The sequence below is a fragment of the Pseudomonas sp. LFS044 genome (assembly GCF_047978245.1).
Taxonomy (GTDB): domain Bacteria; phylum Pseudomonadota; class Gammaproteobacteria; order Pseudomonadales; family Pseudomonadaceae; genus Aquipseudomonas.
In genome coordinates, this window is the sequence record NZ_JBFPFX010000005.1 from 147,685 (window position 1) to 172,476 (window position 24,792).

The 24,792-nt window shown below is 64.2% G+C and carries 30 protein-coding genes; 16 read left to right on the forward strand and 14 right to left on the reverse strand.

Annotated features, from left to right (window positions below; translation table 11 throughout):
* Positions 1–2 precede the first annotated feature (2 nt).
* The 3 genes from ACNQPL_RS05985 to ACNQPL_RS05995 are packed head-to-tail and all read left to right on the forward strand — an operon-like array spanning position 3 to position 1,882.
* A complete protein-coding gene (locus tag ACNQPL_RS05985) occupies positions 3–890 on the forward strand; it encodes a type II secretion system F family protein (protein WP_416466207.1) in 888 nt (295 codons plus the stop codon).
* A gap of 10 nt (positions 891–900) precedes the next feature.
* Entirely contained in the window at positions 901–1,602 is a 702-nt protein-coding gene (locus ACNQPL_RS05990; protein WP_416466208.1) for a tetratricopeptide repeat protein, read from the forward strand.
* 16 nt (positions 1,603–1,618) lie between these two features.
* Positions 1,619–1,882, forward strand: a complete 264-nt coding sequence (locus ACNQPL_RS05995) for a DUF3613 domain-containing protein (protein ID WP_387532220.1) — start codon at positions 1,619–1,621, stop codon at positions 1,880–1,882.
* Between the two features lie 11 nt (positions 1,883–1,893).
* On the opposite strand, the gene ACNQPL_RS06000 is transcribed toward ACNQPL_RS05995, so the two are convergent.
* Positions 1,894–2,328 carry an A24 family peptidase gene (locus ACNQPL_RS06000; RefSeq protein ID WP_346614062.1) on the reverse strand — a complete coding sequence of 145 codons (435 nt, stop codon included), beginning with the start codon at positions 2,326–2,328 and terminating at the stop codon, positions 1,894–1,896.
* 75 nt (positions 2,329–2,403) lie between these two features.
* Between ACNQPL_RS06000 and ACNQPL_RS06005 the strand changes: the two genes are divergently transcribed.
* Both ACNQPL_RS06005 and ACNQPL_RS06010 read left to right on the forward strand, forming a co-directional pair.
* Positions 2,404–2,847 (forward strand): TadE/TadG family type IV pilus assembly protein, encoded by a 444-nt coding sequence (locus ACNQPL_RS06005; RefSeq protein ID WP_416466209.1) that lies wholly within the window; start codon positions 2,404–2,406, stop codon positions 2,845–2,847.
* Positions 2,844–5,489, forward strand: coding sequence for an ATP-binding protein (locus ACNQPL_RS06010; protein WP_416466210.1), 2,646 nt, complete (start codon positions 2,844–2,846; stop codon positions 5,487–5,489). Before ACNQPL_RS06005 ends, ACNQPL_RS06010 begins: the two co-directional genes overlap by 4 nt.
* On the opposite strand, the gene ACNQPL_RS06015 is transcribed toward ACNQPL_RS06010, so the two are convergent.
* Complete coding sequence (locus tag ACNQPL_RS06015) at positions 5,474–7,429, reverse strand: pilus assembly protein TadG-related protein (RefSeq protein ID WP_416466211.1); 1,956 nt, start codon at positions 7,427–7,429, stop codon at positions 5,474–5,476. The two genes, ACNQPL_RS06010 and ACNQPL_RS06015, sit on opposite strands and share 16 nt — an antisense overlap.
* 174 nt (positions 7,430–7,603) lie before the next feature.
* Here ACNQPL_RS06015 and ACNQPL_RS06020 point away from each other — a divergent pair, with 174 nt between their 5' ends.
* The gene (locus tag ACNQPL_RS06020) at positions 7,604–7,906 is read left to right on the forward strand and encodes a DUF3509 domain-containing protein (RefSeq protein ID WP_416466251.1); all 303 of its coding nucleotides are present in this window, start codon (positions 7,604–7,606) and stop codon (positions 7,904–7,906) included.
* A gap of 4 nt (positions 7,907–7,910) precedes the next feature.
* On the opposite strand, the gene ACNQPL_RS06025 is transcribed toward ACNQPL_RS06020, so the two are convergent.
* Positions 7,911–8,207 (reverse strand): hypothetical protein, encoded by a 297-nt coding sequence (locus ACNQPL_RS06025; RefSeq protein ID WP_346613948.1) that lies wholly within the window; start codon positions 8,205–8,207, stop codon positions 7,911–7,913.
* Positions 8,208–8,321: 114 nt separating this feature from the next.
* Positions 8,322–8,792 (reverse strand): phosphate-starvation-inducible protein PsiE, encoded by a 471-nt coding sequence (locus ACNQPL_RS06030; RefSeq protein WP_346613947.1) that lies wholly within the window; start codon positions 8,790–8,792, stop codon positions 8,322–8,324.
* 227 nt (positions 8,793–9,019) lie between these two features.
* Between ACNQPL_RS06030 and ACNQPL_RS06035 the strand changes: the two genes are divergently transcribed.
* Positions 9,020–9,283, forward strand: coding sequence for a YebG family protein (locus ACNQPL_RS06035; protein ID WP_346613946.1), 264 nt, complete (start codon positions 9,020–9,022; stop codon positions 9,281–9,283).
* Positions 9,284–9,342: 59 nt separating this feature from the next.
* On the opposite strand, the gene ACNQPL_RS06040 is transcribed toward ACNQPL_RS06035, so the two are convergent.
* Entirely contained in the window at positions 9,343–10,368 is a 1,026-nt protein-coding gene (locus tag ACNQPL_RS06040) for a Glu/Leu/Phe/Val dehydrogenase family protein (RefSeq protein ID WP_346613945.1), read from the reverse strand.
* Between the two features lie 125 nt (positions 10,369–10,493).
* Here ACNQPL_RS06040 and ACNQPL_RS06045 point away from each other — a divergent pair, with 125 nt between their 5' ends.
* Positions 10,494–11,300 (forward strand): SirB1 family protein, encoded by an 807-nt coding sequence (locus tag ACNQPL_RS06045; protein ID WP_416466212.1) that lies wholly within the window; start codon positions 10,494–10,496, stop codon positions 11,298–11,300.
* On the opposite strand, the gene maiA is transcribed toward ACNQPL_RS06045, so the two are convergent.
* The 3 genes from maiA to hmgA are packed head-to-tail and all read right to left on the reverse strand — an operon-like array spanning position 11,294 to position 14,536.
* A complete protein-coding gene (gene maiA, locus ACNQPL_RS06050; protein ID WP_416466213.1) occupies positions 11,294–11,926 on the reverse strand; it encodes a maleylacetoacetate isomerase in 633 nt (210 codons plus the stop codon). The two genes, ACNQPL_RS06045 and maiA, sit on opposite strands and share 7 nt — an antisense overlap.
* A gap of 12 nt (positions 11,927–11,938) precedes the next feature.
* On the reverse strand, positions 11,939–13,231 hold the full coding sequence (gene fahA, locus ACNQPL_RS06055; protein WP_416466214.1) for a fumarylacetoacetase: 1,293 nt from the start codon (positions 13,229–13,231) through the stop codon (positions 11,939–11,941).
* 3 nt (positions 13,232–13,234) lie between these two features.
* Positions 13,235–14,536, reverse strand: a complete 1,302-nt coding sequence (gene hmgA / locus ACNQPL_RS06060) for a homogentisate 1,2-dioxygenase (protein WP_416466215.1) — start codon at positions 14,534–14,536, stop codon at positions 13,235–13,237.
* A gap of 114 nt (positions 14,537–14,650) precedes the next feature.
* On the opposite strand from hmgA, the gene ACNQPL_RS06065 reads away from it, so the two are divergent.
* A complete protein-coding gene (locus ACNQPL_RS06065; protein WP_416466216.1) occupies positions 14,651–15,433 on the forward strand; it encodes an IclR family transcriptional regulator in 783 nt (260 codons plus the stop codon).
* Between the two features lie 229 nt (positions 15,434–15,662).
* Here ACNQPL_RS06065 and ACNQPL_RS06070 read toward each other — a convergent pair whose 3' ends face one another.
* The 4 genes from ACNQPL_RS06070 to ACNQPL_RS06085 all read right to left on the reverse strand — a co-directional run bounded on the left by ACNQPL_RS06070 (position 15,663) and on the right by ACNQPL_RS06085 (position 18,839).
* Positions 15,663–16,577 (reverse strand): SDR family oxidoreductase, encoded by a 915-nt coding sequence (locus ACNQPL_RS06070; protein WP_416466217.1) that lies wholly within the window; start codon positions 16,575–16,577, stop codon positions 15,663–15,665.
* Positions 16,578–16,691: 114 nt separating this feature from the next.
* Positions 16,692–17,597, reverse strand: a complete 906-nt coding sequence (locus ACNQPL_RS06075) for an alpha/beta hydrolase (RefSeq protein WP_346613938.1) — start codon at positions 17,595–17,597, stop codon at positions 16,692–16,694.
* A gap of 179 nt (positions 17,598–17,776) precedes the next feature.
* A complete protein-coding gene (locus ACNQPL_RS06080; RefSeq protein WP_346613937.1) occupies positions 17,777–18,463 on the reverse strand; it encodes an LrgB family protein in 687 nt (228 codons plus the stop codon).
* On the reverse strand, positions 18,453–18,839 hold the full coding sequence (locus tag ACNQPL_RS06085) for a CidA/LrgA family protein (protein ID WP_346613936.1): 387 nt from the start codon (positions 18,837–18,839) through the stop codon (positions 18,453–18,455). Before ACNQPL_RS06085 ends, ACNQPL_RS06080 begins: the two co-directional genes overlap by 11 nt.
* A 96-nt stretch (positions 18,840–18,935) precedes the next feature.
* On the opposite strand from ACNQPL_RS06085, the gene ACNQPL_RS06090 reads away from it, so the two are divergent.
* Positions 18,936–19,826 carry a LysR substrate-binding domain-containing protein gene (locus tag ACNQPL_RS06090; protein ID WP_416466218.1) on the forward strand — a complete coding sequence of 297 codons (891 nt, stop codon included), beginning with the start codon at positions 18,936–18,938 and terminating at the stop codon, positions 19,824–19,826.
* A 118-nt stretch (positions 19,827–19,944) separates the two neighbouring features.
* On the opposite strand, the gene ACNQPL_RS06095 is transcribed toward ACNQPL_RS06090, so the two are convergent.
* Entirely contained in the window at positions 19,945–20,400 is a 456-nt protein-coding gene (locus ACNQPL_RS06095; protein ID WP_416466219.1) for a flavodoxin, read from the reverse strand.
* Positions 20,401–20,504: 104 nt separating this feature from the next.
* Between ACNQPL_RS06095 and ACNQPL_RS06100 the strand changes: the two genes are divergently transcribed.
* Complete coding sequence (locus ACNQPL_RS06100; protein WP_346613933.1) at positions 20,505–20,933, forward strand: PAS domain S-box protein; 429 nt, start codon at positions 20,505–20,507, stop codon at positions 20,931–20,933.
* A gap of 59 nt (positions 20,934–20,992) precedes the next feature.
* The gene (locus tag ACNQPL_RS06105) at positions 20,993–21,610 is read left to right on the forward strand and encodes a PilZ domain-containing protein (RefSeq protein WP_346613932.1); all 618 of its coding nucleotides are present in this window, start codon (positions 20,993–20,995) and stop codon (positions 21,608–21,610) included.
* Here the strand turns inward: ACNQPL_RS06105 and ACNQPL_RS06110 are convergent.
* On the reverse strand, positions 21,595–22,527 hold the full coding sequence (locus ACNQPL_RS06110; RefSeq protein WP_416466220.1) for a MerR family transcriptional regulator: 933 nt from the start codon (positions 22,525–22,527) through the stop codon (positions 21,595–21,597). The two genes, ACNQPL_RS06105 and ACNQPL_RS06110, sit on opposite strands and share 16 nt — an antisense overlap.
* A 217-nt stretch (positions 22,528–22,744) precedes the next feature.
* On the opposite strand from ACNQPL_RS06110, the gene ACNQPL_RS06115 reads away from it, so the two are divergent.
* From ACNQPL_RS06115 to ACNQPL_RS06130, 4 genes are all read left to right on the forward strand, one after another.
* Positions 22,745–23,305: an antibiotic biosynthesis monooxygenase gene (locus ACNQPL_RS06115; protein ID WP_346613930.1), complete on the forward strand. Its 561-nt coding sequence runs from the start codon at positions 22,745–22,747 to the stop codon at positions 23,303–23,305.
* Positions 23,306–23,382: 77 nt separating this feature from the next.
* Positions 23,383–24,075, forward strand: coding sequence for a dihydromonapterin reductase (gene folM / locus ACNQPL_RS06120; protein WP_416466221.1), 693 nt, complete (start codon positions 23,383–23,385; stop codon positions 24,073–24,075).
* 9 nt (positions 24,076–24,084) lie between these two features.
* Positions 24,085–24,381 (forward strand): DUF1244 domain-containing protein, encoded by a 297-nt coding sequence (locus ACNQPL_RS06125; RefSeq protein ID WP_346613928.1) that lies wholly within the window; start codon positions 24,085–24,087, stop codon positions 24,379–24,381.
* Positions 24,374–24,715, forward strand: a complete 342-nt coding sequence (locus ACNQPL_RS06130) for a HopJ type III effector protein (RefSeq protein WP_346613927.1) — start codon at positions 24,374–24,376, stop codon at positions 24,713–24,715. Before ACNQPL_RS06125 ends, ACNQPL_RS06130 begins: the two co-directional genes overlap by 8 nt.
* The last annotated feature ends 77 nt before the right edge of the window (positions 24,716–24,792 follow it).

A 24,792-nucleotide genomic window follows, 5' to 3' on the forward strand; every position in this document is an offset into this window, starting at 1 on the left:
CCATGGCCCTGCTGCTGTGCGCCCTGTGCCTTTTGATCGCGGCCACCTTGCTTGGCCTGCAGGCCGCTCGCCAGTTGCGCGCCCGTTACCTGGTCGCCCGCCGGCTGCAAGGCCGCCTGGCACGCGATGAACGCCTGGGGGATTGGCTGCACTGGCTGGGCAGCAGCCCACTGGGGCAGCGCTTGCAGAAGCTCGACGGTGAAACCCAGGCCTTGCTCGACCGCGTCGGCTGGCGCCGCAGCCGTCAGCGCGCGCTGTTCGCCGCCGTGCAACTGGGGCTGCCGCTGGTCGCGCTGCTGCTGACCTTGATCTTGCAGCAAGGCGTGATGGGCGGTGACGCGGTGCACTGGCTGATCTGGCCGTTGTGCGCACTGGGGGCCTGCTACCTGCTGCCAAAGCGCTTGCTGGCGGTGGCCGCCACGCGCCGCCAGCAACGCATCGCTCTGGAAGTGAGCCTGCTGATTCCACTGCTGCGCATCCTCTTCGAAACCGGCCTTGCCGTCGAGCAGGCGCTGCGCGTGCTGAGCCAGGAAGGCCGAGCGCTGGTGCCGGAGATCAGCGACGAGCTGCGCCAGGTACTGCAACGGGTGGACTCGGGCCTGGCGCTGGGGCCGGAGCTGGAGAAGACCGCACGCGTTCTGGCGGTGGACGAGTTCATCGATACCTGCGTGATTCTCCAGCAGTTGCTGGTGCAGGGCAGTGGCGCGATGAAGTCGCTGCTGGCGCTCAAGGACCTCCTGGACGACCGGCGCCTGACGCGGATGCAGGAACGGGTTTCGAAAATGTCGGCAAAGATGTCAGCCGTGATGATGGTATTCCTCTTCCCGGCGTTGCTCATTGTTTTGGCTGGGCCGGGGTTTTCCGCTTTGGCGCGGGCCTTGGGCCCCTAGGGAGTGATGGATGAAAGCAATGCTGTTGATGGCCAGCCTGATACTGCTGGCCGGTTGCGCCGGGCACCCGCCGGAGGGGCTCGGGCAACTGTTCGGTACCCCCAGTTGCGGCAAGCCTGACGCCGACCAGCAATTGGCGCTGAACCTGGCAGACGAGATGCTCAACGACGGGCGCCCGCACGCCAGCCTCGCGCACCTGCAGCAGTTGCCAGACGCCCTCGACCAGGTACGCCTGCGCAAGGCCAGGGTCTCGCGCCTGCTCGGGCTCGGCGAGGCCGAACCGCAGTACCGCAGCCTGCTCGGCGGCTGCCTTGCCGCCGAGGGTGAGCATGGCCTCGGGCAACTTGCCTCGGCCCGGGGTGACGATGTACAGGCCTTGCAGAATCTGCAGCGTGCGGTGCGCCTTGCCCCCACCGACGAGCGGGTGCGCAACGACCTGGGCGTGGTGCTGATGAGCCTGGGCCGGTACGAACAGGCGCGGTTCGAATTCCTCACCGCCATGGAACTCAAGGATGACAACCCGCTGCCAGCCGTCAACCTGGTGACCCTTTCGCTGCTGCAAGACAACTGGCAGCAAGCGACTGACCTGGTCGGCCGGCTGCGGCTGAAACCTGTGCAGTTTGCCGAAGCCCAGGCCCGCGCCAGCCAGATAAAGGCCAACGGGCGTGGGCCGATTGCCTCGGCCAGTGGCACCGGTGTAATGGTCAACTGAGGGAAAGGAGAAGGTCATGATCAGGTATGTGATGCTGATGGCCTGCTGCGCCAGCGTATCGATGGTGTCGGCCGATGACACCCCACGCCAGCCACGCGAAGCGCTGACGGCCACTGAAGCGCTGCTGCGGGTGCAGTCCAGCGGCGAGCAGGCTTCGCCCCGCTTGCAGGTACAAACGGCGCGCGAGCGCGACCTGTCCAAGCAGCGATGGCTGGAAACCTACAAGTACGCCATCCCGGATTTCTACCGCTGGACCAAGGTGACCGAGTCGAACAACTGACACCCCATGCATCACTGAAGGCAGGCGCTGGTCAGCAGAAAACCCGCCAGCACACAGGGCGCGAACGGCTGTTTTTCACCCGCGCGCCCTGCCCCGCGCCCCAGCAACCGCCGCACCAGCGCCCATACCAGCAACGCCGCTCCGGCCCCGATGAACGTGCCGAGCAGGTAATCCTGGCTGGTGGCCAAAGCCAGTGCAGCGAGCAACTTGACGTCGCCGGCACCAAAGCGTCCGAGCACGTAGCCAGGTAGCGTGAGCAGCAGCACGATAGCCAGTGCCCAGCCAGCATCGGTGGCCTGGGCACCGACCCAGGTACGCCCGGTAAACGCCAGCCACGCCAGGGCACAGGCGGCGACGCCCAGCGTCAGGACGTTGGAAATCTGCCGTTCGCGGACATCTTGTCCGCTGCACAAGGCAAGCCATGCTAGCAGGGCAATGCTGGATATTGGCAATTGGCCATCCCTGTTCGTCGAACGGTTCTATGCTGTCAGTCAGGACTCATCGTCAGGGTAGACGCAATCATGCAAGCAGGCCCGGCAGCACGGCAAAAAGGCGCGGCAGCCCTGGAGTTCGTCGCCGTCTTCATGATCTTTTTCACGGTGTTCTACGGCCTGGTCAGCTACACCTTGCCGATGCTCATGCTGCAGTCGTTCAACCAGGCCAGCAGCGAGGCGGTACGCCGCTGCGTCGCCCTCGACCCGAACAGCGCGAGCTATGCCACCGATGTACAAACCCTTGCCCGCAGCGTGATAAGCCAGCAGTTGGCCTGGATGCCCGCCGCGCTCGACTTTCGCCCCGCCAGCGATGCGCAGGTAACCCTCGGTGCAAACAAGGTCCTCACCGTGACGATCAATTATCCGAAAGCGAAACTGATCAATGTATTGCCGCTGCTGGTGGTCCCGCTGATTGGCGAGGTGCCGCGTTTGCCCGCGACCCTGCGCGCTGAAGCGAGCCTGCAGCTGTGAGCGGCCTGTTCGATCGCTGGCGTGGCAGCCACGCCGCGGAGCCGGCAACCGAACTGCCGCAAAGCGTCGGCCTGCAGGTGTGGCTGGATGATCAAGGGCAGGTGCTGCGGCTGTCCGGGCCGTTGCGCACGGTGCTGGCCGTGCCCAGTCAGGCGCGCCCCCGGGTGCATGATTACCTGTACCGGCACAGCTGGCTGGTGCTCGAAGGCGTGCCCGCCGACTGGCAAGGGCAAGCCCTGGATCTGGACTTTCATACCGTGCACGGCCAGGCCCTGCACACCCGCGGCTGGCTGCAACGGCAGGCTGTCGGCTGGCTGCTGCAGCTGTTCGATATCGGCGACCTGCTGCGCCAGGGCGATCGGCAGGCGCAATGGCTGACCGTGCGCCAACTGGCCGCCGACATGGGCCAGGCCGTGCGTGGCTGCAGCGAAGAATGGCTGGCGCAGACTACCGCCGAGCAACTGCAAGGCCTGGCCGAGCACTGGCATGCAGGTTCGGTGCGCCTGCTGCTGGCGGACGAATCAGGCTGGCGTAGCTACGCCTGCAGCGAGGGCGACTGGCCCTGGGCCGATGACGAACGCCTGCAACCCTGGCTGCAGGCGTTGCCACCCCGCTTCCACCAGGTGCAGCCAGACTCGGCGCAATGGCGGGCATCGTGTGCCGGGTTGCCGTTGTTGCTCTTGCCGTACAGCCACGGCCATGCCACTCAAGCCTGGTTGCTCTTTGCGGGCGCACGCTTGCCCCCTGCACCAGAGGCAGCCCAGGCGCTGCTGCAAGCCTTGCTCGAACCCTTGCTGGCCCGCCTTCGCCAGTACCAGCTGCAGCAACGCTCGCGCCACCTCGACGAACTGCAGCAGCAACTGGGCGCAGGCTGGTGGGAGTGGCCCGTGCAAGGCCCCCTGCATTTCGACCCGGCCCTGGCCGCAAGCCTTGGCCTGCCGTGCGAGGTCAGCATCGAGCAATGGTTGTCGCGCCTGCACCCGGCTGACCGCGAGGCTGCGCACATGGCCCTGGAGCAACTGCGCGATGGCGTTGCCCTGAGCCTCAGCCTGCGGCTGCACGAAGCCGACAGCGTGGCCACCCCGCGCTGGTTGCACTGGGTCGGGCAGCGGCATGGCCGGCAGGCGCGCGGTTTTCTGCTCGACATCAGCGCGCTGAAGGCCCAGGAGCTTCAAGCCGGGGCCGCCCGCGCGCGGCTGGAGAACCTGATCGCCAGTTCACCTGCGGTGATCTACATCCAGCGCTATGCCGACGGTGCGCTGCACAGCGAGTTTTTCAGCGCCAGCCTGGCGCCGATGCTGGGCTGGCCCAAGGACAGCGAACTGTCGCGCCAGCCAGGCCAGGCGGTGCACCCGGATGACCGCCTGATCTGGCTCGAACGCACACGCACGCTGCTGCGCGAGGGCCAGGTACGCAGCCGTTATCGCCTGCGTGACCACCTGGGGGGCTACCACTGGGTACTGGACGAAGCCCGCCTGCTGCGTGATGACCTCGGCCAACCCGTCGAGGTGGTCGGCCTGTGGCTGGATGTCAGCGAAGCGACCGAAGCCGCCGAACGTGTGCGCCAGAGCGAGGAGCGTTACCGGGTGCTGGTTGAAGACTCACCGGCGATGATCTGCCGCTACACCCCGGACCTGCAGCTACTGTTCGGCAACCGGCCGCTCGCCGAACAGTTGGAATGCGCGCCGGAACAGCTGATCGAGATGAACCTGGGCCAGTGGATGTCCGACAGCCAGCGCCTGGCGTTCGTGCAGCGCCTGGCGGCGCTGACCCCACAGCAGCCATTGAGCAGCGCCGAGGTCTGCCTGCAACTGCCGGGGCGCAGGCATGCATGGTGGGTATGGGCCGAGCGTGGGCTGTTCGATGAACACGGGCAACTGCTGGAAGTGCAGGCGGTGGGGCGCGACAACACGCAGGTACGGCACAGCCAGCAGCAACTGCTGCAAGGCGCCAAGATGGCCACCCTGGGCGAACTGGCAACCGGGCTGGTGCATGAAATCAACCAACCGCTGAATGTGATGCGGCTGGCCGTGGCCAATACCCTCAAGCGCCTGCAAAGCGGTGAGGCCGACATCGAATACCTGACAGGCAAGCTGCAGCGCATCGACGCCCAGGTCGAGCGTACTGCACGCCTGGTCGAGCACCTGCGCACCTATGGGCGCCGCTCTGAAGTCGAACGCCAGGCCTTTGCGGCATGGGTTGCGGTGGACGGCGCAGTGGCGCTGCTGGCCGAAGGGTTGCGCGGCAAGGGGCTGGCCTTGCAGATAGAGGAACCGGACCTGTGCCCGGAAGTACTGGGCCATGAAGACCAGCTGGAACAGGTGCTGATCAACCTGATGGTCAATGCCCGGGACGCCTTGCTCGAACGGCAGGTTGCCAACCCGCGGATCCGTGTGACCCAGCACATCGAGCCAGGGCAACTGTGCCTGCTGGTGGAAGACAACGCCGGCGGCATCGACCCGCGCCTGCTCGAGCGCCTCTTCGAGCCATTCTTCACCACCAAACCCGCCGGCGTGGGTACCGGGCTCGGGCTGTCGGTCAGCCACGCTATCGTCGAGGCCATGGGCGGCAGGCTGGAGGTAGTCAACGGCACAGAGGGCGCGTGTTTCCGCGTGCTGCTACCGGTCTACAGCACCAACTGAGCGCGGCCGTTGGAGCAACTGAGGTTGGCGCCGACCTCGGCGTTGACCAGGTCGATACCCAGCACTTTCAACAGCACGTTCAGTATCGGGTCGATCAGCGGGCTGAGCAGGCCTTTGATCAACGGGTCGAGAATACCTTTGACCGCGGTGAGCACGTTGCCGACGATCACCAGGACGTCGCCCAGACCGCTGTTGACGGTAGGTTTGAATGCCTGCAACTGGACGCCCAGCAAGGTGTCGCTGAGGCTGCCAACCACGTTGTCGTTGATCGTGCGCATGCTCAGGTAGGCGGCGGGCTGGCCGATGTTCGGCGGCTCACTGGTGGGTGCCTGGAACACCAGCGAGTGCTCCAAGGGGCCGCTGCCCAGCAACTTGCTGTCGACCCGCAAACCCAGGCCGCCGCCGGCGTAAGGTATGCGCGCCTCGCAGGTGCCGAGGATCAGCAGCTTGGTACAGCGCTTGGTGCCGATGTCGATCAATGGCAACGCCTTGACCGCGGTAGTACCGGTGGTGAAGAACGCCGTGGTGGACTCGAAACGCCCCACCGCAAGCTTGGCCGCAGAGCTTTGCGCCCGGGTGGTCAAGCGCTTGGGCGAGCAACTGAAGGTATCGGAAGACAGCGGGTCGAGGCGCGTCGTGGCTTCGGCGACCTCCAGGCCGATGTCCAGCTGGAGTTTGTCGGGGACCAGCATGATATCGGTCACCGTGCACGGCACCCCCAGCAGGCAGAGCACCGATTCCAGGGTCGATGCCAGGTTGAGGCTGAGCAGGTTGTTGAGCACGTTGGTCAGGGGCGAGACCAGGTCGAGCACGGCGTTGACCAGCCCGAAGATGGTGTTCAGCAACGGCAGGTCGAGCGAAATCATCGCCCGCACCTGCGCAGTGTGCACGCGCAGTTCATCCGTGCGTGGGTCGCCCACGGCCGAAATCTGTTGCGGCTCGATCACCTTCAGGCGCACCCGGCCATTGACCAGGCCCAGCACGCTGAGCGGCAGATCGGCATTGGCAGCGCTCTGGCTGGCCGCCAGCTGGATCACGCCCTGCACCAGCTGCAGCAACTGGATGCTGGCATCCAGGCCGGCTTGGGCGGTGCCGTTCTGGATATCGAGGATGTCGCCCAGGTTCAGCAGTGTGCCGTTGCTGGTACCCAACGCCAGTTTGCCCAGGTTGGTCACCACATCGACGGCAGCGCCGCTCTGCTGCAGTACCTTGACCGCGGCCTGCAGCAGTTGCGTGGCAGTGGCGTCGGCCTTGAGCAACTGCTGGTAGTCACCCACCTGCAATTTCAGGTCGACGGCCAGCTGGTCGAGATAACTGAGCAGGTTGATGTTGGTGGCGGCGATCCCTTTCCAGCCGGCCAGGTCGAGCTGCACGCTGCCGCCCAGGGCACCGAGCAAGGCATTGAGCAACACTGACTGGCGCGAATCGACCGTGGCCAGCGTGGTGCGAATGCTCAGCATGGCCTGCGGCGGCAACGGTTTCGACGCCACCGCGTGGGCGTGCAAGGTGGTGGTCAGGGGCACGCCGCTGCCCTGGACCAGGGTATAGAGACCGCCGGCGATGCTGGTGGTGACGGTGTTGCTGACGTCCACCCTGATCGCTTCGCTGCGGGTGTTGTCGCTGGTGAAGGTGCGCAGGCTGTTGGCGCCGGTCTGCAGATAACCGCAGCTGGCCACCAACGGGTCGTCGGCTGCATGGCCGTTACGGGTGGCGGCAACCCGCGCGATGGCCGTGGCCTGGGGGCCGCTGCCGCTGCACAAGGCGTATTGGCCGGCGGCTTCCAGCGCCGCCATGTCGGCAATGCGTTGCAACTTGCGCTGTTCGAGGTAAAGCCGGCCGCTGTCGAGCACCACCAGCAGGAACAACAAGGCCATGGCCAAGGTAGTCACGGCCATCAGGCCGATCGCGCCCCGTTGGCGGGTTGCGGACGAGGGAACCACGCGCACTCCTTTGCAGGCCTGAGGCCAGCCTTCGCGGCTTCGGTCACAGGAGTGTAGTCACGATAGTGGCTAATTGCCTTGCCCGATCGTGCATGGCACGGTCGATCAATGGCCGTGAACCAACCCGACGATTGCCCGGTCAACTTCTGCAGTCAATCTTTGCAGACCCCGACCATGAACAACCCCTTCGAACAGATCAGCGCCGCTTTCGCCCCCGAGTACCGGGTAAACCTGAGCATCGAACGCCTCGATGGCAGCATCATGCTCACCCTGTCCGACGATGCCGGCGTGGTCGCCAAGCGCCTGATCAGCCAGGCTCAGCGCAATGACCCGGTGCGCCTGCAGCGGGTCATCGACAGCATTCGCCTGGGCCTGGCCATCGAACTGGGGCAGAACCCCTTGCAGGTTCTGGCCGCACTGACCCGCGAAGCGGCCCCTGAGGCACGACCGTTTGCGCTAGCCGGCGTGGCCAACTGAGTTATCAGCCCAGCGTCACCAGCATTCGCCCGATTTCACGCTCCAGGTCAGACAGGCTCACGCCCCCTGCCCGGTGCGCGGGGTCGAACGTATGCGGTTTGTGAAACAGGCCAAACAGGCCCTGGTCGTAGGTCGGTTCCTGGTTTTGTTTCAGCCAGTATAGAGACTCCTCCACCAGGGAACGGCTAGCGACCACTTCGAGCTCGATGACATCGGCGACTTCGGTGACATGCACCTCATCGGGGTCAAGCCTCAGCGCGTATTTGAGATGGGCATGTACTTTTTCCGCTGTAATACTCATGGCTGTTCTCCTTGGGCGCCCATCGACCGCAACCGAGTGTCACGATGCTCCCCTGAGCGCCAGCCAGGATTCAACAGCAGCCAAGGCAGACCTTGGCGCTAGATAGGTAGCCCCTTACTTGCCGTCTTCCACTTCCTTGCCGTTGGCGTCCAGCACCTTGGTCGAGGGGTAGCGGTACGAGGCGTAGCGCACCACCAGGATCGAAAACGCCAGCAGCAGGATGCCACCGCACAGGTACAGCAGGCCTTCATCCGGCGCCTTGTGGTGCGAGACATCGCCGATCAGCAGGCGGGTCAGCGCGGTGATCGCCACGTACAACAGGAAGCGGATCGGCATGTGGTTGGTCTTGAAGTAGATACCGACCATCGCCCCGAGCTCCAGGTAGATGAACAGCAGCAGGATGTCATCGACACTGATCCCGCCCTTGCCGAGCATGTCCAGGAACGTCACCACCGCCGCGTAGGCGGTAATCGCGCCGATGCCGAACAGGGCGAGGTAGTGGAATGCCTCGACGCACAGATTGCCCAGCGAGTCGGCCGAGCCATGCAGGCCCTTGCGCAGCTTTTCCGCCCATTTGATGTTCACGATATCCAGCTCCCCGATACGACCTGAAGGATGATGCGTCACCTGTGTGACGCTTGTGTCATGCAGTTAAAGGGCCAGGCCCCTGCCTTGGAAGGCGACCGATTGCCGCAAGGCACCTGTGGGCTACGCTTTTTTGCGGCAACGCTTGATTCAGAGGTGCCATTGCCATTACTGTATGCGCATACAGTAATCGATCAACCAACCGCAAAAAGGCACAGAGGTGATGAATGGCCGTCGAAGTGGTGTACCGCAGCAGCCGCGACCCGGAGCGCTTGTTCATGGATAAGGCCGAAGCAGACCGTCACGACAAGATGCTCGAGCTGGCCGAACGCCTGGCCGAGGTGTTGCAGAAGGCGGTGCCTTCATTGACCGAACAGCAGGTCGAAGAAGCCGGTATTTACATGGCCAAGAACCGTGACGTGTTTGCCCGGGCGTTCAAGAGCCAGCCGGATGCGTTGGCAGAATTGCTGGATGGCAGTGCTGCAGAGTGATTTCGGGGGACTTTGCAGGGGTTACATTGCGTGTTCGCGCAGGTAAATCACAAGGCCCGCTAGCGCTCATCGTATAACAACCGCTCCGCCAGCATCTGCGCCACCCTGGCCGGTGAGCGCTTTTCGGCCTGGGCGTGGGCATACACTTCGGTCAGCCGCTCGGGGATCCGCGCCAGTTGCGCAGTGATGGTGCTCAGCTCTTCGCCGCGGTGTTTCATCGCCACGTAGATCAACCCACCCGCATTGATCACGTAATCCGGCGCATAGAGAATGCCGCGGTTTTCCAGCTGGTCAGCCACCTGCAAGGTGGTGAGCTGGTTGTTCGCCGCGCCAGCCACCGCAGCACAACGCAGCTGCATCACCGTCTGGCCATTTAGCACCGGCCCCACGCCACACGGCGAGAAAATATCGCAGGGCGTGCTGATCAAGGCATCGTTGGTGACCGGGTGAGCATTGAACTGCTCCACCGCCAACCGTACCCGGCCTGGGTCCAGGTCACTCACCAATAGCTCGGCACCGGCTGCATACAACTGCTCGGCCAGGGCATAGCCGACGTTGCCCAAGCCTTGTACCGCCACGCGCAAGCCCTTGAGGTCGCTGCTGCCCAGGCGGGCCAGGCAGGTGGCACGGATGCCGGCGAACACCCCCATGGCCGCATGCGGCGAAGGGTCACCGGATGCCGTGGTGCTGGTGACATGCGGCGTGCTCTGGGCGATGCAGTCCATGTCCAGGGTCGAGGTGCCGCTGTCCACGGCAATGATGAACCGCCCTTGCAAGGTATCGATGAAGCGGCCGAACGCCTCGAACAACGCCGCACGGTTTTCCACATGCGGGTTGCGCATGATCACGGCCTTGCCGCCGCCCAGCGCCAACCCGGCCAGCGCCGCTTTGTAACTCATGCCCTGGGCCAGGCGAATGGCATCGGCCATAGCGCTTTCGTCATCGGCATACGGCAGGTAGCGGCAGCCACCCAGCGCCGGGCCGCGGATTTCGCTATGAATCGCCACCACGGCCTTGAGGCCAGTCTTCGGGTCGGTGAAGAGGTGCAGCGATTGGGTGCGGGTGCTTTGCATCAGCGCGAACATCGGCGGGCTCCCCTGCGAGGTGCTCCTACCAGTATAGGCATCGGCTTACGCCCCACAGGGCGACCGGACCACTGGACGAATCACGGCGCCAGGGCTATTACTCAAACGTATGTGGAGATGCCCCAATGAACCCACGCCAAGCCTGCCTGGCCTGCCTGGAACGCGAGCCGGTCGCCCTGCTGGAAGCCGCCTTGTGGATTGCCGTCGAGCACGATCGGAAGGTCGAGCCCGCAGCCAGCCTTGCCACCGTGAATCATCTGCACAGTGAAATCAGCGCCAGCCTGCCAATGCTGCCACTGGCAGAATTGGCTCAACCCCTGCTGCGCCAGCTGAATGCGTTGGGTTTCCAGCAAGACGAATACCACCCCCTGCGCCCGCAGGCGGCGCTGCTGGACAAGGTGCTGCAACGCCGTCGTGGCCAGCCTCTGGCCCTGGCGATCATCACGCTGGAACTGGCCCGGCGCTTGTCCATTCCACTGGAAGGCGTGGCCTTCCCTGGCCATTTCCTGCTACGAGTACCCGGCGCCGATCACCTGCTTGATCCCTGTGGCGGCCGACGCTTGTACCCCAATGATTGCCGCGAGCTACTCGCCCGCCAGTTCGGCCCGCATGTGCCGCTCACGGCCGAGCACCTGCGCGCGGCCAGCCCGACGCAGATGCTGCAACGCCTCTCGCGCAACCTTCGCCAACTGCACATCAGTAACGACAACCACCTGGCGGCGCTGATCGACGCCGAACGGGTCATGCAGCTGGGCCCGGTGCAGGTCAGCGACTACATGACCCGCGCATCGCTCTACCAGCACCTCGATTGCCCGCAGGCCGAACGCTTCGACCTGGAGCATGCCCTGCTGCTGACCGACGACCCGGTGCAACGGCTGAAGCTGTCCGAGCGGATCGGCAAGCTACCGCAGGCCAACCGTTCGATTCACTGAGGCGGGGTATCCACCTGGCAAGCCGGGTGCGCTTGGCTGAACGCGGGGTGCCCGGCAGCCAGCGCCGCCACTCGGCGAATACGCGGATACCCGCCAAGGTCGATGTTGAAGCGCTCGGCCGCATACAGCTGCGGGATCAGGTAGACATCCGCCAGCCCCGGCGCCTCACCGAAGCAGAAGCCCTGGTCACCGATCAGTTGCTCCACGGCCGCCAAGCCTTGGCCGACCCAGTGAGCAATCCACTGATTGACCTGTGCCTCGTCGTGGCCAAGCTGGCGCAGCTGGTTGAGCACGCTGACGTTGTGCAGCGGATGAATATCGCAACCGATGATCGCCGCCACCCCGCGCACCTTGGCCCGTGCCGCAGCGCCAGCGGGCAGCAGCGCAGGCTGTGGATAAACCTCTTCCAGGTACTCGATGATCGCCGGTGACTGCACCAGCAACTCGGCATCATCGGTGCGCAGGGCTGGCACGCGGCCCTGTGGGTTCACGGCAACATAGGCCCCAGCACGCTGCTCGCCCTTGAGCAGGTTGACCGGCAGCGCCTGGTAACCCAGGCCCTTGAGCGCCAGGGCGATGCGCACCCGGTAAGACGAGGTGGAACGGTAGTAGGTATACAGCTCCATGGCCCTGCTCCCTCAGTTGGCGGCGATGACCTTGCCGCGGCACTCACCAAAGCCGATGCTGGCCACCCCATCGCGCTGGCAACGCGCCCGCAGGATGATTTCATCGCCGTCCTCGAGGAACTTGCGCACCTCGCCACTGGCCAGCTCGACCGGTTGCTTGCCGCCCTCGGTGATCTCCAGCAGGCTGCCGTACGAATCGGCTGTGGGGCCGGACAGCGTACCCGAGCCGAACAGGTCGCCTGGCTGCAGCTGGCAACCGTTGACGCTGTGGTGGGCGATCAACTGCGCCACGGTCCAGTACATGTTGAGGGTGTTGCTCAGTGCCAGGCGGTGGGCCGGCAAGCCTTGCTCACGCATGCGCTCGGTGAGCAGCAGCACCTCCAGTTCGATATCAAAGGCGCCTTTAGCCTGGTCACGCGGGTCCAGCAGATACGGCAGCGGTTGCGGGTCACCTTCCGGGCGCGCCGGCTGGGCGCAGCGGAACGGCTCCAGCGCCTCGGCGGTCACCACCCAAGGTGACAGCGTGGTGATGAAGCTTTTCGACAGGAACGGCCCCAGCGGCTGGTATTCCCAGGCCTGGATATCGCGCGCCGACCAGTCGTTGAGCAGGCACAGGCCAGCCAGGTGCTGGTCGGCTTCGGCGATTGGAATCGCCTGGCCGATGTCATTGCCCTGGGCGATCCAGATGCCCAGCTCCAGCTCGTAATCCAGGCGCGCACACGGGCCGAAGCTCGGTTCAGTGTGGCCGGCCGGCAGCGTCTGGCCCTTGGGGCGGCGCACATCGGTACCCGACGGGCGCAGTGTCGAGGCCCGGCCGTGGTAGCCGATCGGCACGTATTTGTAGTTGGGCAGCAGCGGGTTGTCGGGGCGGAACAGCTTGCCGACGTTGGTGGCGTGCTGGATGCCCACGTAGAAATCGGTGTAGTCGCCGACCTTGGCTGGCAGGTGCAGCTGGCAATCACTGGCCGGATACAACGCGGCCTTGAGCTCGGCCTGGTGCTCGCCATGCTCGCCCAACAGCGCCAGCAACCGCTCGCGCAGGGCGACGCGGGCATTGCGGCCGAGGGCGAAGAAGGCGTTCAAGGCGCCACCGCGGGTGGCCTCGACGGCGGCCTTTGCCTGGCCTTCGAACAAACCGGCAGCCAGCACGGCCTCCAGGTCGAGAATCGCATCGCCGATGGCGACACCGCAGCGCAGCGTTTCACCCGGCCGGCTGAAAATACCCAGTGGCAGGTTCTGCAATGGGAAGTCGCTGTGCCCGTTGGCGTGTTCGACCCAACTGCGGGCAATGGCGGACTGGTTCATGGGTTATCTCCGGTTCGGGTTGAAGGTGCTCGGCAAGGTGGCCCAGCAACTGTCGTAGTCGGCCTGCAATTGCGGGCACTCGAGGGCCTGCTGGCTCGGGCGCAGCACCTGGCTGGTTTCGAACATGAAGGCCATGGTGTCATCGATCTTGTGGGGCGCCAGGTCGGCAGCAATGGCCTTCTCGCAGGTTTCGGCGTCGGGCCCGTGGGCACTCATCACCCCGTGCAGCGAGGCGCCGCCCGGCAGGAAGCCTTCCGCCTTGGCATCGTAGGCACCGCTGATCAGGCCCATGAACTCGTTCATCAGGTTGCGGTGGAACCACGGTGGACGGAAGGTGTTCTCGGCGACCATCCAGCGTGGCGGGAAGATCACGAAGTCCATGTTGGCCAGGCCGTGCACGCTGGTTGGCGAAGTCAGCACGGTGAAGATCGACGGGTCTGGGTGGTCAAAGCTGACGGTGCCGATCGTGTTGAAACGGCGCAGGTCATATTTGTAGGGCACATTGCTGCCGTGCCAGGCCACCACGTCCAGCGGCGAGTGCTGCAGCTCGCAGGCCCAGTGCTCGCCAAGGAACTTCTGCACCAGTTGCACCGGGCCTTCGGCCTCCTCGTAGTGCGCAACGGGGGTCAGGAAGTCACGCGGGTTGGCCAGGCCGTTGCTGCCGATTGGGCCCAGGTCCGGCAGGCGCAGCGGCGCGCCATGGTTCTCGGCGATGTAGCCACGGGCCTGGCCATCGAGCAGTTCGACGCGAAACTTCATGCCGCGCGGAATCACGGCAATTTCCAGCGGCTCGACAGTCATTACCCCGAGTTCGGTGGCAATGCGCAGGCGGCCTTGTTCGGGTACCAGCAGCAGCTCACCGTCGGCATTGAAGAACACCCGCTCCATCGAACGGTTGGCGCTGTAGATGTAGATGCTGACGCCTGCCGGTTTTTCCGCAGCGGCGTTGGCCACCATCGGTAACCACCCCTCGATGAAATCGGTTGGCTCGACGGGGAGCGGTTGTGGGCTCCAGCGCAGGCGGTTGGGGGTGACCGCACCCAAAGGCACGCTCAACGGCTGGCGCCCCAGGCGCTCGAAGCGCGGGTGCAGCGCCGATGGGCGAATGCGGTACAGCCAGGTGCGGCGCAGCTCGCTGCGCGCCATGGTGAACGCCGTGCCCGACAGCAGCTCGGCATACAGGCCATAAGGGGCCTTCTGCGGTGAGTTCTGCCCGATGGGCAAGGCCCCAGGCAGTGCTTCGCTGGCGAATTCGTTGCCGAAGCCGCTCAGGTACTGAAGGTCGGGCGACGCGTCGCGGTTCATCGATGCCTCCGGATTTTGTTTTTATCGTAATCAGATTACGAATAACGTAATTTGCTCCGTGCAGGGCGTCAAGCTATAAAGGCGCGACTCGAAAAAACCGGAAAAATCTTCGCCATGGCCAAAGCCAGCTCCCCCACCGACACCGGCAAGCAGAAGGTCCGCTCGGCGGAAGTCGGCACCGACATCCTCAAGGCCCTCGCCGAACTGTCGCCCTCGACATCACTGTCGCGCCTGGCCGAGCACGTGCAGATGCCCGCGAGCAAGGTGCACCGCTACCTGCAGGCACTGATCGCCAGTGGTTTTGCCGAACAGGATGCGGCCACCAACCACTACGGGCTGGGGCGCGAGGCATTGCGGGTGGGGCTGGCGGCCCTGGGCAGTATCGATGTGTTGAAAGTGGCAGCGATGCCGCTGTCACAACTGCGTGATGAACTCAACGAAAGCTGCTTCATCGCCGTGTGGGGCAACCAGGGGGCGACGGTGGTGAGCATCGAACCTGCCGTGCGCGCGGTCACGGTGGTGACCCAGATTGGTTCAGTACTGCCGCTGCTCAGCTCATCCACCGGGCTGGTGTTCGCCGCCTATTTGCCCGAGCGCGAAACCCTGGAGCTGCGTGACAAGGAGCTGAGCGTGCTGCAGCACAGCGCCAGTGACTACGACACCTTGCTGGCCGGCATTCGCAAGCGCGGCCTGCACCATGTGCATGGCCTGCTGATGCCGGGGGTGGATGCACTGTCGGCACCGGTGTTCAACGCCATGGGGCAGATCGCGGCGGTGATGACCGTGGTCGGGCCGACGTCGATCTTCCATGCCGATGAACATGGGCCGGCGGCGCAGCGCCTGCTGGCGGCGGCGCAAGAGACCAGCTGGCGTATGGGCCACTCGCCGAAGGCTTGAACGGCGCTGCGGCACTATTGCCCGAAACGTAAAGGTGAATGTCACAAGCCGCTATTTTTCCCACCGGATCAAGCGCTTATTCTTGACTCACTGGCCGGCATGAAGGGCAACTACCCCCCCAGCCCTTCAGGCCCGCGAGGTTTACCGACGTTGATTTTGAAGCTCCTTGATCTAACGTCTCGATTGGCCGCTGCCTTTGCAGCGGCCTTTTTTTATGCTCTGCAATCAATCACTCCTGCGGATACTTCTGCAGGTTCGCCATCATCTGCTGCAAAGCCTGCACGTTGTCCTGCGGGTGCACCGCATGGGCAAAATCACCGATCTGCGCCCAGTTGTCCGCCACCTGCTCAGGGGTGAAACCTTCGCGGGGGTCGAAGCCGACGCCCAGGCTGCGCTCCCACCGTACCTTGCCCACCCAGCCACCACCGACCTCGAACAGCTGCCCGCTGTCCTGGCACTGCTCGCTGCCCAGGTAAACCACCAGCGGGCTGACCAGCTCGGGCTTGAGGCGTTCGAACACCTGTGGCGGGATCAACCCTTCGGTCATGCGCGTGCCTCCGGTGGGTGCGATGGCATTGACCAGCACGCCGTACTTGCGCCCTTCAATGGCCAAGGTGCGGGTCAGGCCATACAAGCCCAGCTTGGCCATGCCGTAGTTGGCCTGGCCGAAGTTGCCGTAGATACCTGACGTGGAAGCAGTGAAGATCACCCGCCCCCAGCTTTGCTCGCGCAGGTGCGGCCAAGCGGCGCGGGTTACCTTGAAGGCGCCTTCGACGTGCACCTGGTAAACCTGGTCCCAATCACTGTCGTCCATCTTGTGGAAGGTCTTGTCGCGCAGAATCCCGGCATTGTTCACCAGCACATCGACCCGGCCGAAGCTGTCCAGGGCCTGTTCGACGATACGTGCACCGTCACTGACCGAATCGTGATTGGCCACCGCCGTGCCACCTGCAGCGCGGATCTCCTCGACCACCCGATCGGCCGCCGAAGCGCTGGCGCCTTCACCGTGGCTGGAACCGCCGAGGTCGTTGACCACCACCTTGGCGCCACGCGCGGCGAACAGCAGCGCATGGGCGCGCCCCAGGCCACCACCGGCCCCCGTGACGATCACCACACGGTCTTGCAGACGTACCGGCTCGCTCATGCTCATGGCTCCAGGTCAGGTTGAAGACGTCGAGTGTCCGCCAGCCCCTGCCGGCGGACAATCAAGCTCACTCAGGCTGAATGCCAGGCAATAACGCTGAACGATTTCACCCGCTCAGGACCAGGCGACCTTCTGCGGCAAGTAGCTCAGCGGCTGCTCGCGAAAGGCCAGGTAGTGGCGCAGCACCTGCACGGGTGCTTCGGTGTGCGGGTAATGGCCAATGCCTTGCAGCTGCACCGTGTCCGGGTTGGGTACCAGTTGCCGATAGCGCTCGACCATGCGTGCGCCGGATAGCGGGTCGACCACACCATTGATGAAGCGCAGGGGCACACCCTCGCGCTGCAGTGCACCCACCCATCGCTCGCGATGCACCCGGCGCTCGGTCACGAAACCCACCAGCTTGTGCAGGATGCGCGTACCGCCATTCGAGGCAATCAGGCTCCAGAAATCATCCAGCGCACTTTCACTGGGGTGCGTGCATGGCCCGTACACCTGCGTGACATTGCGCACCAGGTCGTCGCGCCCGAACGAGCGCGCCACCAGCCAGCCCAGGCGGCTGAGCAGCAGCTTCTGAATCAGCAGCACCTGGCAGCTTTCAGCGAACAGGCCGCTGTTGAGGAACACGCAACTGGCGATTTCCGCGCGCTGTTCATGGTGTCGCGACAGCAGTTCCTGGGCCACACTGCCGCCGTAATCATGTGCCAGCAGGTGCACAGGTTGGTCGACCTCGAGGTGGGCAAGCAGCGCCTGCTGCAGGTCGGCTTGCTCCATCAGGCTGTAGGCATGGTTGAGGGGTTTGGCCGAATCGCCAAACCCGAGCATGTCGCAAGCGATCACGCGAAAGCGCTGGGCCAGCGGCGTCCAGAGGTAGTGCCAATCCCAACTGGCGGTCGGGAATCCATGCAGAAGCAGCAGGGGCTCTCCTTGCCCTGCGGTCCAGTAGCGGATGCTCTGGCCCCGGAATGAAAAACTCTGACTCCGGGTACGCCAGACGCACAATGGTATCTCGGCCAGAGGCATCAGAGTCGTCCCGGATAGGAGGGGGGATTGAGGGTATAGGGCAAGGCTGCGGTCATTGCATGTCACCTCGGCACATACATGTGCTCTCTATGTCGAGGCTGAGTCTAGTCAGGCGCAGACCCTGTGAAACTTGCGTTGCCAGCCAGCTTGATGACCGAGCGAGTCAGTGGCACGAACGGTCATAGCAGCAGGGCCAGCAGCGGCGCGGCGAACAGGTTGAGCAAGCCGGTCAGGACCATGACCAGGCCGGCCACGGAACCTTCTTCGCGGCCCACTTCCTGGGCCCGACTGACCCCGGCACCGTGCGCACCAACGCCGAACAGTGCGCCACGTGCCAGCGGTGTGCGCAGCGGCAGCCAGCGCAGCAGCACGCCGCCGAACATGGCACCGAGCACGCCGGTAAACATGACGAACACCGCTGTCAGCTCCGGCACCCCGCCCAAGTCGTGGGCCAGGGGCATGGCAAAGGGCGTGGTGATCGAGCGCGGCACCAGCGAAAGGCTGATCGCGTCATCCAGCGCCAGCAGGTGCGCCAATCCCCAGGAGCTGCCGATCGATGCCGCACTGCCGGCGACCATGCCCACCAGCAGCGCCGGCCAATGCCGTGCCAGCATGGCCCGCTGCTGCCAGATCGGCACCGCGAAGGCCACGGTCACCGGGCCGAGTACACTCATCAGCCAGTGGGTATTGCGCGCATACTCGGCATAGGCGGTGTGCAACGGCACGGCCACCGCCAGCAACAGTGCGGGCACCAGAATCAGCGGCGACATCAGGTAACGACCGGTACGCCGGTACAGCCAGCGGCTACCCAGGTACGCCAACAGCGTCAGCGCCAGCCAGAACAACGGCATGGGTTCAAGGCTCATGGCGCAACCCCCAGCGGCATACAACCTCGACGGTCACGGCCGTGACCACCATGACCATCAGCGTGCTCACGGCAATCACCACCAAGATGCGCCAGCCTTCTTCGCGCACCAGGCTGCCGTAATCGAGCAGGCTCATCAGCGCGGGAATGAAAAACAGCAGCATTTCGGCCATCAGCCAGCCAGCGCCCATCTGCAAGGCGGCCGGCCTGACCACACCGCAGGCAAACAACAGCAGAAGCACGGCCAGGCCCATCACACCGCCCGGTACAGGCCAGCCCAACCAACCGGCCAACTGGCCACCCAACAGGAACAATGCCAACAGAGCCGCCAACTCAACGAGCAGGCGCAGGGACTTTTTCAATAACGCGGGTTTCATGGACGGTTCCTCGACAGGTCCTCATTTTAAGATTTGCCTGCCTAGGCCAGAAGCGAATTGTTAGACTTGCCACCATTCCATAATGGAATTCAGACCATGGAATTCAAACAGCTGCGCAGCTTCATCGAAGTGGTTCACCGCGGCGGCTTCACCCAGGCCGCGCACACCCTGCATATCAGTCAGTCGGCGGTAAGCAAACAGGTTGCCCAGCTGGAGCAGGATGTGGGCCAGCCTTTGCTCGAGCGCCAGGCTTCGCAACTGCACCTGACCGCTGCCGGGCGCATCGTGCTGGAACGTGGCGAAGCGTTGCTACGCCAACGCCAGGCCTTGCTCAGCGAGCTCGATGACCTGAGCCAGATGGCGCGCGGCGAACTGCGCCTGGGCCTGCCGATGCTGGGCAGCGATGCGCTGTTTGCCGGTTTGTTCGCCGCGTACCGGCGCCAGCACCCGAACATCTCGATTCAGTTGCTCGAAGGAGGCAGCCGCAGCGTCGAGCAGGCCGTGCGCAGTGGCGAACTGGAGTTGGGCGGCAGCCTGACGCCGAACGATCCGGCGTTCGAATACCAGCCGTTCTGCAATGAGCCGTTGGATGCGTTGCTGCCGGCGGGGCATGCATTGGCGGGGCAGATGCAGGTCGCCCTGAATCAGTTGGCTGACACGCCCTTCCTGCTTTATCAGCGCAGTTTCGTGCTCAATGATCGGTTGCTCAAGGCATGCCAGCAGCAGGGCTTTACCCCGAAGGAAGGTGGGCGCAGTGGCCAGGCAGACTTTCTGGTGGCGCTGGTGGCGGCCGGCCAAGGCGTAGTGTTGCTGCCCCGGGTGGTGGCCAAAGCGCTGGAGCGCCCTGGGGTGGTGCGTTTGCCGTTGAGCGCGCCGGAGGATCTGCGCTGGGACATTGCGTTCATCTGGCGGCGGGGGGCGTATCTTTCGCGGGCGGCGCGGGCCTGGCTGGCGCTGGTCAGTGCGGGGGCAGGCACTCGGGAATAGGCTGGTCGGCATGGCCTCATCGCGGGCAAGCCCGCTCCTACAGGTTATTCACAGCACTCAGGCTCGGCTGTAGGAGCGGGCTTGCCCGCGAAGAGGCCGGCGCGCCAGTAAAGAAACCTCAGGCTTTCAAAGCCTGCGCAAACGCCGCCAACCAAGGCTCGGCATCCGTCTCCGGGGTTACCGTCTCGCTGGCATCCAGCTGGAGCATCGGCTGCACTTCACGCACGCCCAGCTCTGCAAACAGCTCGCGCATCTGCTCGCCACCGCCGCAGTAGGTATCGCCATAACTGGAATCGCCCAGGGCAATCACCGCCCCCGGCAGGCCGCGCCAGGCGGCGGGCAGGGTGTCGCGGATAGTGCTGTACAACGGCATCAGGTTATCGGGCAGCTCGCCCATGCCGGTGGTCGAAGTCACTGCCAGCAGCGCTTCGGGTGCAAAGCCTTCGAGGTCCTGCTGGGTGGCGCGGGCCGCGTGCCAGGCTTCGAAGCCTGCGGCCTTGAGCAACGACTCGGCGTGGCGGGCAACTTCTTCGGCGGTGCCGTACACCGAGCCGGAAATAATGGCGACTTTCATCGGGAGGTGGATTCCGAAACTGAGTGAAAACGTAGGATACTAGCATCCAGCGGTGGCAAAAGGCCGCCTCTACCAAAGTCCCTTCTTTGCCGAATGGCCCGAACATGATCAACGCGCAATTGCTGCAATCCATGGTCGATGCGTCCAACGACGGAATCGTGGTCGCCGAACAGGAAGGCGATGACACCATCCTGATCTACGTGAACGCGGCGTTCGAACGCCTGACCGGTTACAGCCGGGACGAAATTCTCTATCAGGATTGCCGCTTCCTCCAGGCGGATGACCGTGACCAGCTCGGCCGTGCACGCATCCGCAAGGCACTGATCGAAGGCCGCCCGTGCCGCGAAGTGCTGCGCAACTATCGCAAGGATGGCAGTGCCTTCTGGAACGAGTTGTCGATCACCCCGGTGAAGAACGATGCCGATCAACGCACCTATTTCATCGGTATCCAGAAGGATGTCAGCCGCCAGGTGGAGCTGGAGCGTGAACTGGCTGAAATGCACGCGCGTCGGAATTTCGACACGCACCTTTGAACCAAGCGCCTACGGCACGGTCAATCACGTTGAAGAAACCGTCACCTCCGAGTTCGATCATGCACGCCGATGCGCTTTTGACCCAGGATGAGCTGGATTTCATCCAGGACATGCAGCACTCCCCGCAATTGAACCTGGCCGACCCCATGTCGAGCCTGCTGGTCAATGGCGACCGTCGTATTCAGTCTTTGCTGGCGCGCCTCGTAGCCAACGAGCAAGTCACCCTGCAGGCGCAATTCAACAACCAGCAGATCAGCTTCCCGCTGCAGCTGGTAGAAGACGAATTCCACGCCGTACACGTGCAAATCGGCTCGCCGGAAATTTACGAAGACGGCCCGATGCTGCGCCCTTGGCGCCTGTCGATGGACCAGCCCTGCGCGCTGCTGGATGCAAAGGGTCGGGTAAGTGGCCTGTTCGTGCGCGACATCTCCTTCAAAGGTGCGTTGCTGGAAGTCCGCGGCTTGCCGGAGGCACCCTCACGCTTCGACCTGCGTTTCGCGCCAGGGGGCATCCCGGCCATCACGCTGCATGGCCGCCTGCGCCGACGAATCGGCCCGGACCTCGCAGCCTATGACCTCAGCCGCAGCCCGGCTGAAGAAATCGACCGCCTGCGTGAATACATCCTTCAGGCGCATCGCCAGGCCCACCCGGAGCTGCACGCTCAGGTATCGAGCTGACCTGCCAGATACTGCCGCAGCCGCCGGCGCATCAGCTCACCCTCCGCGCCCAGGCACGCCACCGGGCTGCCTGCCAGACTCTGCTGGGCCATTTCGCCCGCCTCGCCCGCCAGTAGCAATGGGCACTCCAGGCCGACTGCGAGCCGGTTCAAGCGTTTGCTCAGCTCGGCTGTGGGTGCGTGATTGGAGAACAACACCAGCGCATCCGGCTTGAGCCTGCCGCACACCACGGCCAGCTCGTCCAATGGCTGCCCAGGCATCAGCAGGGTCGCCCCGACATCGTCGCTGCACAGCAGCAAGCCGGTGACCAGCAGTTCCAGCTCCATGCATTGCCCAGGCAGCGGCGCCACCAGCACGCTGCGCCTGCGCGGTAGGTGGGTAAGCTGCAGGCGCGAGAATACCCGGGCACGTAAAAACTGATCGAGAAACAGCCATTCACTGGCCTGGCCGAACGCCGCCTGCGCGGCCGCCAGGTCGTGCCAGACGGGCATGAATACCTCGGCGAATACCTGGTCCTGGCTGATGGTGGCGAACACCTTGTCGAACAGCCGGTCCAGGCTGGCGGCATCAAAACGCTGCACCGCCTCACGCAACTGAGCTTGCCAGCGGGCGGCGCAACCTGCCGGGAGCATGCCCTGCACGTGCGCCTGACCGCGGGCGAGAATGCTGCCAACCTTGCTCACCGCAACACCGCGCTCAAGCCAGCCGAGGATACGGCGGATATCGTCGACATCCGCTTGCGAGTACAGCCTGTGACCGCTGTCGGTACGGGTTGGCTGGATCAGACCGTAGCGCCGCTCCCAGGCGCGCAGGGTCACCGGGTTGACCCCGGTGAGCCGGGAAACTTCACGTATCGGGAACAGGTCCTGGTGTTCCAGCCCTGCTTCGACGTGCGTGGTACGTCCCTGTTTGTTCATCTGCACTGAATAACCTGTGCGCGGAAGTTGAACGCGCATTCTACTACGAGCCGCCACGCCACAGGTTAGCAACCGTTTGCCACCCGATATTTCCCGATCGAAGCGTTTAAGCGATAATTCGCGCCCGATTCTTGCATGTACGCCTGCGTTGCCCACCACCCCGGGCACGCAGACAAGGGGCCGGCTACCCGCCCGCCCCGTCGCCAGGAGATACACGATGTCTACCCCTCCCGTCACCTTGATGGTGTCGCGCCGCGCCGCTCATGGCCGCTACCAGGCCTTGCTTGCCTGGCTGCACGAAGGCGAGCAGCTGGCCACCGACTTCCCCGGCTACCTCGGTTCGGGCATCCTTGCACCGCCCCGTGATGGCGATGAATTCCAGATCATTTTCCGCTTCAGTGACGAACCTACGCTGCATGCATGGGAGCATTCCGCCTCGCGTCGCGCCTGGCTGCAACGCGGCAACGGCCTGTTCGAGCGCCCCAAAGAGAGGCGTGTGAGCGGCATTGACGACTGGTTTGGCACCCATACAGTGCAAAAACCGCCACGCTGGAAGCAGGCTGTGGCGATCTGGCTGGCGTTTTTCCCGGTATCGCTGCTGTTCAACGTTCTGTTCGGCCATTGGCTGGCAGGGCTGGAGCTGGTGCCGCGGGTAATGCTCAGCACCCTGGCCCTGACGCCAGTGATGGTCTACCTGTTCATCCCGCTCTCCACCCGCCTGCTGGCGAGTTGGCTGCACGCCTCGCCGCCCACTGCCGCTGCACTGCGCGGCCGCTGAGGGCAGGCCATACAAGAGGGAAACAGTTCGGGTATGCTGGGCGGCAACGACAGGATAGACAAGTTGACCGCCCGCACATGAACAGCCCAATTCTCGTTACCGGAGCCAGCCAGCGCGTCGGGCTGGCCCTGGCCCTTGAACTGGCAGAGGCCGGCCATACCGTGGTCAGTGCCAGCCGCAGCGCCCAGCCACACGCCGCACACCCGAACATCGTGCAGTTCCAGGCCGACCTGTGCCTGGCTGCCGACCGCCAGGCGCTGATCGACTACCTGCAGCAGCATTACGACGGGCTGCGCGCGATCATCCACAACGCATCTTTGTGGCTGGACGACGGCCTGGACAACCTCGAGACCATGTTCCGCCTGCACGTCGAGGCGCCGTACCACCTGAACCTGGCGCTGGGCGACCTGCTGGCCAAGGTCGACAAGGCCGACATCATTCATATCTGCGACGAAACCTCGTCTCGCGGCAGCAAGAGCCATATCGGCTATGCCGCCACCAAGGCTGCGCTGCAGAACATGGTGCTGTCATTCGCCGAAAAGTACGCGCCCAAGGTGCACGTCAACGGTATCCTGCCCGGGCTGCTGATCCTCAAGGAAGGGGGTGACGACGCCTACCGCCAGCAAACCCTGAACAAGGCCTTGCTGCCGTTCGAACCCGGCGCCGGCCCGCTGATCGAGACGGTCAAGTACCTGCTCGCCAGCCAGTACAGCACCGGCAGCCAGGTGGTCATCAACGGTGGCCGCCACCTGAAGAACCGCATGACCTGAGAGAAGCCCATGACCCCTCAACAACAGCTCGAACTCGAAGCCGCCGCCTTCCGGCGCCTGGTCGCACATCTGCAGAACCGCACCGACGTGCAGAACATCGACCTGATGAACCTTTCCGGCTTCTGCCGCAACTGTTTGTCCAAGTGGTACAAGGCCGCTGCCGATGAGCAGCAGGTCGACATCAGCCTGGATGACGCCCGTGAAGCGGTGTATGGCATGCCCTACGCCGAGTGGAAAGCCCAGTACCAGAAAGAAGCCAGCGCCGACCAGCAAGCGGCGTTCGAAAAAGGAAAACCTCGTGACTGATCTGAATACTCTGCGCGCCAGCCTGGCCAGCGGCCAACACGCCTTTGCCGACACCCTGGCGTTCATCGCTGACCACTACAGCTACCAGCCTCAAGCGTTCAACAATGGCGGCGTGGAAAACGCCGCCGGGCAGAACGAAGGCTCCTGCAAGACCTTGGGCCTGGCCCTGCTGGAAGGCCTGAGCGACCAGGAGGCCCTGCTGGCCTTCGGCGAGCACTACCGAGACGTGGTCGCCACGCCTGAGGGCAGTGACCATGGCAATATCCGCGCGCTGATCAAGCACGGCCTGGCGGGTGTGAAATTCACTGGCCAGCCGCTTTCGCGCAACGCTTGATAGTGCCGGGGCCGCCATGCGGCCCAATCGCCGGCAAGCCGGCTCCCACAGGTTGGACTGCCTCCCAAAAGTTGGAC